Genomic DNA, 12358 nt, shown 5'->3' on the forward strand with positions numbered 1-12358 from the left:
AGGGTGCCGCCCTTCGGCGTACGGTGCGGCGTCGGCGACGTCGTGAAGAGGTCCGCGCCGACCTCAGTACGCGCTGTCGACGTTGTCCATGGTGCCGTACTTGTCCGCGGCGTAGTTGCACGCGGCGACGATGTTGGCGACCGGGTCGTAGATGTTCTTCGAGGTGCCGGGCACGTGGTAGGCCGCGAACGTCGGCGGGATGACCTGGAGCAGGCCCTTCGACGGGATGCCGTTGATGGCGTTGATGTCCCAGTCGTTGATGGCCTTCGGGTTGCCGGAGGACTCCCGCATGATGTTGCGGTGGATGCCCTCGTAGGTTCCGGGGATGCCGTGCTTCTTCATGATGGCGCGGGCCTCGCGGATCCAGCCGTCGAGGTTGTTCGGGTAGGACTTGGGCGCGGCCTTCTTGACCTCGGTGCGCTGGGCGGAGCGGCTGGTGCTCTCCTTGGCCTCACGCTTGGCGGCGGCCTTCTTGGCAGCGGCCTTCTTCTCGGCGGTCGCCTTCTTGGCGGCCGCCTCCTTCTTGGCCTCGATGGCGGCGACCTTCTGGCTCGCGCCGGCGAGCTGGCCGGTGACACCGGCGTGCACGTCCTGGATCTGCTTGGTGCTGTACGCCACCTTGGCCGTCGGAGCGGCCTCGCTCGTGGTCGTCGTCTGGCCGCTGGCCGGGACGGCGGTGAGGGCGACGGCGGCGGCGCCGAGCGCGCCGACACCGGCGATCGCGGCCTTCTGGGTGCGGTTCAGGGAACGACTGCGACCACGGGGAAGGATGTTCTTGAGCATGGCGGGATAGACCTCTTCGAATAGCGCGGAGGTCGCTCTCGTCCGGTGGGGACAGTTGGTGCTTCCGGCACAAACGCCGCGGGGGAGAACCCACGGCGCTGAGCGACGAGAGCAATTCTTAGCGGCCGCAAAATCCGGAGGCAAAGGTGTGACGTACGAAGCCGGGTAGTGGATCGGGGAACGGCAAACCGGGGCAGAATGGACCATCCGCCCCGGTCAAAACGGACGAGTCGTTCTCCTACTCCCCTTCGTACGTGACGTGCGCCCTATGCGCGGGCTCACATCGGCCCTCCGTCCTTCTCACTGCTAGTTGCTGAAGCAATGCGATGTGTGAGTGGGTGTGCGCCGCCCTCCTACGGCAGGAGGAGATGGGCGTCCCCGAACTCGTGCCACAGGTAGCGCCGCCGCACCGCCGCCTCGTACCCGCGGTCGATCGCCGCCCGCCCCGCCACCGCCTCCAGCATCAGCAGATGCGAGGCCTCGGGCTCGTGCAACCCCGTCAGCAGGCCGTCCACCACCCGCACCCCGCGCTCCGGCGTCACCACCAGCTCGGTCCACCCCGCCCGCGCCCGTACGACCCCGTCGGCCCCGGCCGCCGACTCCACCGCGCGTACGGCCGTCGTCCCCACCGCCACCACCCGCCCGTCCCCGGCGCGCACGGCGTTGATCAGCCGCGCCGACGCCTCCGGCACGGCGAACCGCTCCGGATAGGGCGGCTCGTGCGACTCGGCCGAGGCCACCCCCGTGTGCAGCGTCACCGGCGCGAACTGCACCCCGCGGCTCACCAGCTCCGCCACCAGCCGCGCCGTGAAGGGCCGCGCCGCGCTCGGCATCTCCGCACTGCCCGTCCCGTCCGCGTACGGCAGCGCGAAGACCGTCTGGTAGACGGACAGCGGCTGGTCCCGCTCCGTATAGGAGTACCGAATGGGCCGCCCGTGCTCCCGCAGCAGCGCGGGCACCTCCGTCCCCGACACCCGCGCCCACCACAACCGCTCCCCGCGCGCACTCAGCGGCTCCTCCAGCATCAGCCGCGCACCACCCGGCAGCCGCACCTTCGTCCCCGCCGGACCACCGCACCCGCGTGCCTCCACACTCTCCGCACACGCGCGCGGGACGCCCGTCGCCTCCGCTGCCTCCGCACGCGCGCGCGTGGTGCCCCTCCCGTCCGGTTCCCGCAGCTCCACCGCCCACCGGCCGTCGTCCCCCCGCGTGGAGAAGTGCACCACCACGCGCGCGTGCCCGACCCGGCCGTCCACCGCGGCGGCCAGCGTGGGCGACGTGTTCACCACCAGCAGATCGCCGGCCCGCAGCAGCCCCGGCAGCTCCGCGAACCCGTGGTGGGACACCTCGGTGCCCCGCGACACCAGCAGCCTTACGCCGTCCCGGTCGAGCCCCGGCCCCCGCTGCTCGACCGGCACCCGGGCCGACAGCTCCTGTGGGACCCGCACCGCCAGGGGCGACATCAGCGCGCCTCCAGCAGCGCCGGAGCCCCGTAGCGCCCGCTCGCCGGACGCTCGTCCAGCAGCCGCAGCAGCCCCGGCACGACACTCGCCGGGTCCGGCCGCGGATCCTCGTCGTCCGGCACGGCGGCCGTGTACAGGTCCGTGGCCATGTCCCCCGGATCGACAGCCCAGACCCGCAGGCCCGGCTCCTCCACTCCCAGCACCGCCGCCAGCTGGTCCAGGGCCGCCTTGGACGCCCCGTAGCCGCCCCACGTCTCGTACGCCTCGGCGGCCGCGTCGGAGCTGATCGTCATCACCGCGCCCGCGGGAGCCTCCCGCAGCAGCGGCAGCGCCTCACGGACCAGGCCCAGCGCGGCCACCACGTTCACCTCCAGAGCCCGCCGCAGACCCTCCAGGGGCAGTTCCGCCAGGCGCACCAGCGGCTCGGCGCCCAGTGCGCTCGCGTTGCTGACCAGCAGATCCACGCCGCCCAGCCGCCGGGCCTCAGTCACCAGTCCCGTCCGGTGCCAGGAGTCGGTGACGTCGCCGGGCAGCGCCGCCACGCGCGTGCCGTACGCCTCCAGCCCCCTCGCCGTCTCCTTGAGGACCTCGGGACCCCTGGCGTCCAGCACCAGGTCCCACCCCCGTGCCGCCAGGGCCTCGGCGAGTGCCCGGCCCAGCCCCTTGGACGCCCCCGTGATGATCGCAACCGGCATGACACCCGTCCCCTTCGTCGTCCCCGCCGTCCGTTCGGCCGGCGTGATCCTCAACGTAGGAACCGGCCGCCGCCCACCGCCTCGGGCACGGGCCCCAACGTCCGGGGGCCCTTCGGCCTAGGCCCGGCGGACGGGACTCCGGACCTAGTCCCACCGCCCTAGGCGAGGCCCGTCACCGGGCCGATCCCGCCCCCGCCCGCCGCGGGTACCGTGAGGACATGAGTCACGGCCCCCGGTCCGGCCTCACCGCGGTGAGCTCCGCGCTGCTGGCCATGAGCAGGCACCTCGAGGTGCGCGACGTCCTCAAGACGATCGTCGCCTCGGCCCGCGAGCTGCTCGACGCCCAGTACGCCGCACTCGGCGTCCCCGACGACCACGGCGGCTTCGCCCAGTTCGTGGTCGACGGTGTCAGCGACGAGCAGTGGAAGGCCATCGGCCCGCTGCCGCGCCAGCACGGCATCCTCGCCGCGATGCTCCACGAGGCCACGCCCGAGCGCCTGGGCGACGTCCGCAAGGACCCCCGCTTCGGGGGCTGGCCCGCCGCCCACCCCGACCTGGTCGACTTCCTGGGCCTGCCGATCCGCGACGGCGACGAGGTCCTCGGCGCGCTCTTCCTGGCGAACAAGAACTGTCCGAAGCCGGAAGGCACCTGCGGCTTCACGCAGGACGACGAGGAACTGCTCGGCATCCTCGCCCAGCACGCCGCCATCGCCCTCACCAACGCCCGCCTGTACGAGCGCAGCCGCGAGCTGACCATCGCCGAGGAACGAAGCCGCCTCGCCCACGAACTGCACGACGCGGTCAGCCAGAAGCTGTTCTCGCTGCGCCTGACCGCCCAGGCCGCCACCGCCCTGGTCGACCGCGACCCCGCGCGCGCCAAGGGCGAGCTGCACCAGGTCGCCACCCTGGCCGCCGAGGCCGCCGACGAACTGCGCGCCGCCGTCGTCGAGCTGCGTCCCGCCGCCCTGGAGGAGGACGGCCTCGTCGCCACCCTGCGCACCCAGATCCAGGTCCTCGACCGCGCCCACGCCGCCCGCGTCACCTTCACCGGCCAAGGCGTCAAAGCGCTCCCGGCCGCCCAGGAGGAGGCGATGCTGCGCGTGGCCCAGGAGGCACTGCACAACGCCCTGCGCCACTCCGGGGCGGAACGCGTCGCGGTGACGCTCCACCGGCGGGGCACCGCGACCGTCCTGCGGATCACCGACGACGGCGGCGGCTTCGACCCGCGCACGGTACGCCGCGCCGGACGCCACCTCGGCCTGGTCTCGATGCGCGACCGGGCGAACGGCACCGGCGGCCGGCTGACCGTGCGGTCCGCGCCCGGCGAGGGCACCACGATCGAGATGGAGGTTCCCGGTGGCTGACGCAATCAAGGTGCTGCTCGTCGACGACCACCAGGTGGTCCGCCGGGGACTGCGCACCTTCCTGGAGGTACAGGACGACATCGAGGTGGTCGGCGATGCGGCGGACGGTGCCGAGGGCGTCGACCGCGCCCAGGAGCTGAAGCCCGACGTGATCCTCATGGACGTCAAGATGCCGGGCATGGACGGCGTCGACGCGCTGCGCAGGCTCCGGGAGCTGGACAACCACGCGCGCGTGCTGGTCGTCACCAGCTTCACCGAGCAGCGCACCGTGGTCCCGGCCCTGCGGGCGGGCGCGGCCGGGTACGTGTACAAGGACGTCGACCCCGACGCGCTGGCCGGCGCCATCCGCTCCGTCCACGCCGGGCACATCCTGCTCCAGCCCGAGGTCGCGGGCGCTCTCCTGAGCCAGGAGGAGAGCAGCTCGGGGCCGGGCAGGGCGGGCTCCCTCACGGAGCGGGAGCGCGAGGTGCTGGGCCTGATAGCGGACGGCCGCTCCAACCGGGAGATCGCGCGTGCGCTCGTCCTCTCCGAGAAGACGGTGAAGACCCACGTCTCGAACATCCTGATGAAACTCGACCTCGCGGACCGCACCCAGGCCGCCCTGTGGGCCGTGCGCCACGGTGCGGCCGGCTGACCGCGGCCGACCGCCCCGGTACGCGGCACCACGGCGGAGGGTTCCCCTCCGGTCGGAGATTCATACCGTCGTGGGAATGTCCCCCAAATGGCGCATCCTTCGAGGGGTCCGGCCGTTCTCCAGTGCGTGCTGCGGCGACTGCCGCGGCGATCGCAAGGAGGGCTTGTAAGTGAAGAACCTGAAGAAGGCAGCGGCCGTGACGATGGTGACCGGCGGCCTGATCGCCGCCGGCGCGGGCATGGCCTCCGCCACCGACGGCGGCGCCCACGCCCACGGCAAGGCCGTCGGCTCCCCGGGCGTCGCCTCCGGCAACCTGGTCCAGGCGCCGATCCACATCCCGGTCAACGCCGTCGGCAACAGCGTCAACGTCATCGGCCTCCTGAACCCGGCCTTCGGCAACCTGGGCGTCAACCACTGACGCAGGCCGCCGCCCCCACGCCGTCCCAGCAGCGGGCAATCGTGCCGCTGGGGCGGCACGGGTGGGCGCCGCGGCACCTGTCAGCGCCGAGCGGCGCCACCCCGGCCCACGCCCGCACTCACCCCGGGCGCCCACCAAGACACGGCATCCTCACCGCCCCCGCTCCACCACAACGGAGTTGTACGCCGCGACCTGCGCCCGCCGAGCCACCCGCTCCACCGGCCTGAGCGCGTCCCCCCGCGCGGCCATCTCGGACGCGCTCACCGCACCCCCGTGCCCGTTCTCGGACGCCAGCGACACCAGCACCCCCACCCGCTGCGCCAACTCCAGCACCCGCACCGCCCGAGGCGGATACCCCGGCGCCAGCACCTCGCGCCCGCGCTCCGCCCGCGCCCGGTACGCCGCGACCGCCGCCTCCGCCACCGGCCCCGACCCGGCGACGTCCAGCCGCGTCAGCACCTCAGTGGCGTCCCGCAGGGCCTCCGCCAGCTCCCGCTCCGCCTCCCCGAGCGAGGGCACGTCCGCCGGCGGCGCCTCCCGCACCGGCAGGCAGTGCCAGACGACCTCGACGTGCACGTCCCCCTCGGGCCCGGCCTCGTACACCTGCGGCACCAGCCCCAGCGCGGCCCCCTCGCAGATCACCGCCTCCTCGGCCTCCAGCGCCCGCGCGTTGAACTCCGGCGGCCCGCTCAGCCCCAGCGGATGCCCAGGCGCGGGCAGCGCGATCCGCAGCCCGACCGCGCCGAGCGCCCGCAACCGCCCCAACGCCAGCGTGAGACCGACCGGAGCGTCTTCGCCGGGCAGCCCCTCCACCCGGTGCACCGCGTCCTCGCCCACGATCGCGACCGCGGCGTCGTCCGGCGAGACCATATGGGCAATAAGGGCATTTCCCCAGGCGGCAAGGCGCCCTGCACGTGGTTCCGAGAGCATGCCCCCACCCTAAGGACCGGACCGATGGAACGGTTACGCCGACCGGTGGCGTAGATTTCCTGGAGGGGCCTGCGCCCACCGGCGCCGCGGCCCGAGTCACAGGTGTACGCGACAGCCGAGACCGGCCACAATGCAAGGGGAGACAACGCGCTCATGAGCGATGTTCTGGAGCTTCAGGACGTAACCGTGGTCCGCGAGGGCCGGGCTCTGGTGGACCAGGTCTCCTGGTCGGTCAAGGAGGGCGAGCGCTGGGTCATCCTCGGTCCCAACGGCGCCGGCAAGACCACCCTCCTCAACGTCGCGTCCAGCTACCTCTACCCGAGCAGCGGCACCGCCACCATCCTCGGCGAGACCCTCGGCAAGCCCGGCACCGACGTCTTCGAACTGCGCCCGCGCATCGGCGTCGCCGGCATCGCCATGGCCGACAAGCTGCCCAAGCGCCAGACCGTCCTGCAGACCGTGCTCACCGCCGCGTACGGCATGACCGCCGGCTGGCAGGAGGAGTACGAGGACATCGACGAGCAGCGGGCCCGCGCCTTCCTCGACCGCCTCGGCATGACCGAGTACCTGGACCGCAGGTTCGGCACCCTCTCCGAGGGCGAGCGCAAGCGCACCCTGATCGCCCGTGCCCTGATGACCGACCCCGAGCTGCTCCTCCTCGACGAGCCCGCCGCCGGCCTCGACCTCGGCGGCCGCGAGGACCTCGTCCGCCGTCTCGGCCGACTGGCCCGCGACCCCATCGCGCCCTCCATGATCATGGTCACCCACCACGTCGAGGAGATCGCCCCGGGCTTCACCCACGTCCTGATGATCCGTCAGGGCAAGGTCCTGGCCGCCGGACCGCTGGAGCTCGAACTGACCTCCCGCAACCTGTCCCTCTGCTTCGGACTCCCGCTCGTCGTCGAGCAGGCCGGGGACCGGTGGACCGCCAAGGGGCTCCCGCTGTCCTGACCCGCCCCGAGTGCGCCCTGTCCCCGGCGTCACCGTCGGACCTACCATGACAGCGTGAACGACATCGACGCATGGGTGTGGTGGCTCGTCGCCGCGGCAGCGCTCGGAATTCCGCTCGTCGTGACCGCGATGCCGGAGTTCGGGATGTTCGCCGTCGGCGCGGTCGCCGCCGCCGTCGCCTCCGGACTGGGCGCGGACCTGGTCGTCCAGGTACTCGTCTTCGTCATCGTCTCGGTCGCCCTCATCGCCGTCGTACGGCCCATCGCCGCCCGACACCGCTCCCAACAGCCCCAACTGGCCACGGGAGTGGACGCCTTGAAGGGCAGACAGGCCGTCGTCCTGGAACGGGTCGACGGTGCCGGCGGCCGGATCAAACTCGCCGGGGAGATCTGGTCGGCACGCGCCCTGGACACCGGGCGGGCCTTCGAACCGGGCGAGGAAGTGGACGTCGTGGAGATCGACGGGGCCACGGCCGTCATCATGTGACCCCGCCGTGCACAAGTGGCCCGAACGGCCTCCACGCCGAGCGACGGTCTGTCAGACTCGACCAGCAAGATCCTCAACAGCCGTAAGATCAGCAGTAGTCAGGGTCAGCCAGGTCAACGGATCTGGTCAATAGGATCTGCCGGAGCGCCGAGGCGGAGAAGGGGACGGACACCCACGATGGAACCGGTCATCATCGTCCTGATCATCCTGGTGGTGTTGGTCTTCATCGCCCTGATCAAAACCATCCAGGTCATCCCACAGGCCAGCGCCGCCATCGTCGAGCGCTTCGGCCGCTACACGCGGACCCTCAACGCGGGCCTCAACATCGTGGTCCCGTTCATCGACACCATCCGCAACCGCATCGACCTGCGCGAACAGGTCGTCCCCTTCCCGCCGCAGCCGGTCATCACCCAGGACAACCTGGTCGTCAACATCGACACCGTCATCTACTACCAGGTGACCGACGCCCGCGCCGCGACCTACGAGGTCGCCAGCTACATCCAGGCCATCGAGCAGCTCACCGTCACCACCCTGCGCAACATCATCGGCGGCATGGACCTGGAGCGGACCCTGACCTCCCGCGAGGAGATCAACGCGGCCCTGCGCGGCGTCCTCGACGAGGCCACCGGCAAGTGGGGCATCCGCGTCAACCGCGTCGAACTCAAGGCCATCGAACCGCCCACCTCCATCCAGGACTCGATGGAGAAGCAGATGCGCGCCGACCGTGACAAGCGCGCCGCGATCCTCCAGGCCGAAGGTGTCCGGCAGTCCGAGATCCTGCGCGCCGAGGGCGAGAAGCAGTCCCAGATCCTGCGCGCCGAAGGTGAGGCCAAGGCCGCCGCCCTGCGCGCCGAGGGCGAGGCCCAGGCCGTCCGCACGGTCTTCGAGGCCATCCACGCCGGCGACCCGGACCAGAAGCTGCTCTCCTACCAGTACCTCCAGATGCTCCCGAAGATCGCCGAAGGCGACGCCAACAAGCTCTGGATCGTCCCCAGCGAAATCGGCGACGCCCTCAAGGGCCTCTCCGGCGCCATGGGCAACTTCGGGGGCCTGGGCGGCGGTTCGGGCAGCGGAAGCGGCAACGGCGGCGCGAGCGTCCCGGCCCAGGAACGCCGAGAGAAGCCGTCGATCGACTGACGGGGCTTCACTTCTGACGCCGGGCAGTCCCCGCGCCTCGAGGGGCGCGGGGCTGTATCGATCTGCGGCTCCGCCGCGTGGGCGCGACCAGCCACACACAACCCGCACCCGGCGTCGAGACTCAAGCCCCTACGGCGCCGGCCGTCACGCCGCGTCCAGCACCAACCACTCCGGCAGCGCAGCGAAGTCGTCCCTGGCCAGCGCCAGCAACATCGCGTCGGCGGGAGTCGGCTCGAACGGCTCCCGAAGCAACGGCATCCCCGCCTGCTCCGGCGTCCGGTTCGCCTTGCGGTGATTGTCCTCCGCACACGAGGCCACCGTGTTCAGCCAGGTGTCCTGCCCGCCGTGCGACCGCGGCACCACGTGGTCGACGGTCGTCGCCCGCCGCCCGCAGTACGCGCACCGGTGCCGGTCCCGGACCAACACCCCCCGCCTCGACCACGGAGCCCGTCTTCGGAACGGCACCCGCACGTATTGGCACAGCCTGATCACCCGTGGCGCGGGTATGTCGAGCGCGGCTCCGCGCATGCGCAGCGAGGGGTGGGCCTGCTCGACGACGGCCTTGTCCTGGAGCACCAGAACGACGGCTCGATTCAACGTCACCGTCGACAACGGCTCGAAGCTCGCGTTCAGCACCAGCGTGTCCCGCATACCAGCCCACCTCCCGTGCGCACCGGCCCACCCCCTGGCGGGCTGGGATCAACTCTGGCCGGGCACGCCGAGATGGACAACGCAATATAAAGATGCCCGCCCCTGATCCATTCCAAGACCGGGGGCGGGCAAACGTTCCATGAACGCTCGGCTGGGTCAGCTGTCGGCGGGCACCTCGTACTCAGCGATCAGCTGGGCGCGCGCGATCGTGTGGAAGCGCAGATTGAAGCCGACGAATGCGGGGGTGCCGTCCGCATCCGGTCCGAGCTTCTCCTGGTCCACGGCGTACACCGTGAACACATACCGGTGCGGGCCGTCCCCGGGCGGCGGCGCGGCCCCGCCGAAGTCCTTGCTGCCGTAGTCGTTGCGTGCCTGTACGGCACCCTGCGGCAGCCCCTCGAACGTGCCGCTGCCCGCCCCCACCGGCAGCTCGGTCACCGAGGCCGGGATGTCGAACACCACCCAGTGCCAGAACCCGCTGCCCGTCGGGGCGTCCGGGTCGTAGCACGTCACGGCGAAGCTCTTGGTCTCGGCGGGGAAACCCTCCCACCGCAGGTGCGGGGAGGTGTTGCCGACGGCGTGGACCTGGTCGTCCTTGAGCGAACCGCCCTCCGGAACGTCCTCGCTCGTGACGGTGAACGACGGCACGGGCGGGTGGAAGTCATGGGGGAGCGGACGCCGCTTCAGCTCGGTCACCTCGGTACCTCCTGAATGGTCTGGTGCAGAGATGACCGAGCCTAGATCTTCTAGAACCAGTTGCGCTTGCTGCCGACCTCGGAGAGCCACTGGTTGAGGTACGCCGTCCAGTCGGTGCCCTGGTAGTCGTTCAGCCCGACCTTGAAGGAACGGAACGTGTCGCTGCCCTCGCTGAACAGTCCGGGCTTCTTGTCCATCTCCAGCACGACGTCCATCGCCTGCGCGTCGGCCACGAAGCTCAGCTCGACCTGGTTCAGCCCGCGGTACTGCTGCGGCGGGAAGAACTCGATCTCCTGGTAGAAGGGCAGCTGCTGCCGCGTACCCCGGATGTGGCCGCGCTCCATGTCCGCGCTCTTGAACCGGAAGCCCAGGCCGATGAACGCGTCCAGGATCGCCTTCTGCGCCGGCAGCGGGTGCACGTTGATGGCGTCCAGGTCACCGGAGTCCACGGCGCGCGCGATCTCCAGCTCCGTGGTGACGCCGATGTTCATCCCGCGCAGCGACTGCCCGTCGATCATGGTGATCGGCGTCTCCCACGGGATCTCGAGCCCGAAGGGCACCGCGTGCACCACTCCGGCCTTCAGCTCGAAGGCACCACCGAGTCGCACCTTGGTGAACTCGATGTCCTGCTTGTACTCCTGGTCGCCGCTCTCCACCTCGACCTTGGCCTGGAGCCCGACCGACAGCCCCTCGATCTCCTGGTCGACGGACCCACCCTGGATCCGAACCTCTCCCTGGACGACACCCCCCGGAACGACGTTGCTCTCGCTCAGCACGGTCTCGACCGAAGCCCCGCCGGCCCCCAGACTCGCGAGCAGCTTCTTGAACGCCATGTCTCTCCCTCTCCAGGCTTACGTGTGGGTCCTCGACCCATACAAACGCGATCCGACCGTGGCCGGTTCCGCGCCCCATACCCTGGCAAGGCGGACGCTCCCCGACCACCCCGCGCACGGTCCCGGCTGCGTTACGCTCGGACGGCATGATCGCGAGCCCCGACCGTACGCCCCTGCCCAGGGGATTCTTCGACCGCCCCGTCCTCGAGGTGGCCCCCGACCTCCTGGGCCGCATCCTGGTGCGCACCACCCCGGACGGTCCGATCGCCCTCCGCCTGACAGAGGTGGAGGCCTACGACGGTCAGAACGACCCCGGCTCCCACGCCTACCGCGGCCGCACCCCTCGAAACGACGTGATGTTCGGTCCCCCCGGACACGTGTACGTCTACTTCACCTACGGCATGTGGTTCTGCATGAACCTGGTGTGCGGTCCAGAGGGCAGGTCGAGCGCGGTTCTGCTCCGTGCCGGCGAGATCATCGAGGGAGCCGAGCTGGCCCGGACCCGTCGGCTCTCCGCCCGCAATGACAAGGAACTGGCCAAAGGTCCGGCCCGCCTCGCCACCGCCCTGGGCGTGGACCGCGCGTTGAACGGCACGGACGCGTGCACATCCCAAGAGACGCCTCTGCGCATCCTGACGGGTACCCCCGTACCCGGTGACCAGGTACGGAACGGCCCCCGTACCGGCGTGGCCGGCGAAGGCGGCGTGCACCCCTGGCGCTACTGGGTCGCCGACGATCCGACGGTCAGCCCGTATCGGGCACATGTCCCGAGGAAGCGCCGAAGTTGACTCTCCTTTGGGAGACGCGTAACGTGGCCCGAGCCGCTTGACCCGGGTACGGCAATCGCCTGCAGCCGGAAGCGGTCAACCCACTACCTACGACTTCCCTCAGCGGGAGCGAATTCGGCATGTCCGCATGCCTGAGTTCAAACTCGCGGGACTCGATTATGAGTCCACGGAGAAATCGGCTAACGTAGTGAATGTCGAAAGGCCGACGAGCGAAAGCGCGAAGGCATCGACAAATCCCACCGACAGGGAATCGGATCGGAAAGATCTGATAGAGTCGGAAACGCAAGACCGAAGGGAAGCGCCCGGAGGAAAGCCCGAGAGGGTGAGTACAAAGGAAGCGTCCGTTCCTTGAGAACTCAACAGCGTGCCAAAAGTCAACGCCAGATATGTTGATACCCCGTCTCCGGCCATTCGGCTGGGACGAGGTTCCTTTGAAGTAACACACAGCGAGGACGCTGTGAACGGTCGGATTATTCCTCCGACTGTTCCGCTCTCGTGGTGTCGACCGGATAACCGGTAAACATTCACG

General features: G+C 70.6%; 14 protein-coding genes. 7 read left to right on the plus strand and 7 right to left on the minus strand.

Annotated elements, in window-relative coordinates; all coding sequences use genetic code 11:
- Positions 1-63 precede the first annotated feature (63 nt).
- The 3 genes from ACFYZ3_RS04560 to ACFYZ3_RS04570 all read right to left on the minus strand — a co-directional run bounded on the left by ACFYZ3_RS04560 (position 64) and on the right by ACFYZ3_RS04570 (position 2941).
- A complete protein-coding gene (locus ACFYZ3_RS04560; protein WP_356487723.1) occupies positions 64-783 on the minus strand; it encodes a transglycosylase SLT domain-containing protein in 720 nt (239 codons plus the stop codon).
- 353 nt (positions 784-1136) lie between these two features.
- Positions 1137-2246 carry an S-adenosylmethionine:tRNA ribosyltransferase-isomerase gene (locus ACFYZ3_RS04565; protein ID WP_388513938.1) on the minus strand — a complete coding sequence of 370 codons (1110 nt, stop codon included), beginning with the start codon at positions 2244-2246 and terminating at the stop codon, positions 1137-1139.
- Positions 2246-2941, minus strand: coding sequence for an SDR family NAD(P)-dependent oxidoreductase (locus ACFYZ3_RS04570; protein WP_388513939.1), 696 nt, complete (start codon positions 2939-2941; stop codon positions 2246-2248). Before ACFYZ3_RS04570 ends, ACFYZ3_RS04565 begins: the two co-directional genes overlap by 1 nt.
- A 218-nt stretch (positions 2942-3159) precedes the next feature.
- On the opposite strand from ACFYZ3_RS04570, the gene ACFYZ3_RS04575 reads away from it, so the two are divergent.
- From ACFYZ3_RS04575 to chpE, 3 genes are all read left to right on the plus strand, one after another.
- A complete protein-coding gene (locus ACFYZ3_RS04575; protein WP_388513940.1) occupies positions 3160-4305 on the plus strand; it encodes a GAF domain-containing sensor histidine kinase in 1146 nt (381 codons plus the stop codon).
- Positions 4298-4939, plus strand: a complete 642-nt coding sequence (locus ACFYZ3_RS04580) for a response regulator (protein ID WP_388513941.1) — start codon at positions 4298-4300, stop codon at positions 4937-4939. The genes ACFYZ3_RS04575 and ACFYZ3_RS04580 overlap by 8 nt, the downstream gene beginning before the upstream one ends.
- A 169-nt stretch (positions 4940-5108) precedes the next feature.
- Entirely contained in the window at positions 5109-5357 is a 249-nt protein-coding gene (gene chpE, locus ACFYZ3_RS04585) for a chaplin ChpE (RefSeq protein ID WP_388513942.1), read from the plus strand.
- A 150-nt stretch (positions 5358-5507) separates the two neighbouring features.
- On the opposite strand, the gene ACFYZ3_RS04590 is transcribed toward chpE, so the two are convergent.
- Positions 5508-6287, minus strand: coding sequence for a hypothetical protein (locus ACFYZ3_RS04590; RefSeq protein ID WP_388513944.1), 780 nt, complete (start codon positions 6285-6287; stop codon positions 5508-5510).
- A 153-nt stretch (positions 6288-6440) separates the two neighbouring features.
- On the opposite strand from ACFYZ3_RS04590, the gene ACFYZ3_RS04595 reads away from it, so the two are divergent.
- From ACFYZ3_RS04595 to ACFYZ3_RS04605, 3 genes are all read left to right on the plus strand, one after another.
- Positions 6441-7238 (plus strand): ABC transporter ATP-binding protein, encoded by a 798-nt coding sequence (locus tag ACFYZ3_RS04595; RefSeq protein WP_361007937.1) that lies wholly within the window; start codon positions 6441-6443, stop codon positions 7236-7238.
- A 54-nt stretch (positions 7239-7292) separates the two neighbouring features.
- On the plus strand, positions 7293-7724 hold the full coding sequence (locus ACFYZ3_RS04600) for an NfeD family protein (protein ID WP_003977025.1): 432 nt from the start codon (positions 7293-7295) through the stop codon (positions 7722-7724).
- Between the two features lie 177 nt (positions 7725-7901).
- Positions 7902-8861, plus strand: coding sequence for an SPFH domain-containing protein (locus tag ACFYZ3_RS04605; RefSeq protein ID WP_388513945.1), 960 nt, complete (start codon positions 7902-7904; stop codon positions 8859-8861).
- 144 nt (positions 8862-9005) lie between these two features.
- On the opposite strand, the gene ACFYZ3_RS04610 is transcribed toward ACFYZ3_RS04605, so the two are convergent.
- The 3 genes from ACFYZ3_RS04610 to ACFYZ3_RS04620 all read right to left on the minus strand — a co-directional run bounded on the left by ACFYZ3_RS04610 (position 9006) and on the right by ACFYZ3_RS04620 (position 11041).
- Positions 9006-9512: an HNH endonuclease gene (locus tag ACFYZ3_RS04610; protein WP_007388340.1), complete on the minus strand. Its 507-nt coding sequence runs from the start codon at positions 9510-9512 to the stop codon at positions 9006-9008.
- 156 nt (positions 9513-9668) lie between these two features.
- Positions 9669-10208: a YbhB/YbcL family Raf kinase inhibitor-like protein gene (locus tag ACFYZ3_RS04615; RefSeq protein WP_388513946.1), complete on the minus strand. Its 540-nt coding sequence runs from the start codon at positions 10206-10208 to the stop codon at positions 9669-9671.
- A gap of 50 nt (positions 10209-10258) precedes the next feature.
- Complete coding sequence (locus tag ACFYZ3_RS04620; RefSeq protein WP_361007942.1) at positions 10259-11041, minus strand: sporulation protein; 783 nt, start codon at positions 11039-11041, stop codon at positions 10259-10261.
- A gap of 146 nt (positions 11042-11187) precedes the next feature.
- Between ACFYZ3_RS04620 and ACFYZ3_RS04625 the strand changes: the two genes are divergently transcribed.
- A complete protein-coding gene (locus tag ACFYZ3_RS04625) occupies positions 11188-11829 on the plus strand; it encodes a DNA-3-methyladenine glycosylase (RefSeq protein WP_388513947.1) in 642 nt (213 codons plus the stop codon).
- Positions 11830-12358: the final 529 nt, after the last annotated feature.

The organism is Streptomyces sp. NPDC001599, from assembly GCF_042893535.1.
Taxonomy (GTDB): domain Bacteria; phylum Actinomycetota; class Actinomycetes; order Streptomycetales; family Streptomycetaceae; genus Streptomyces.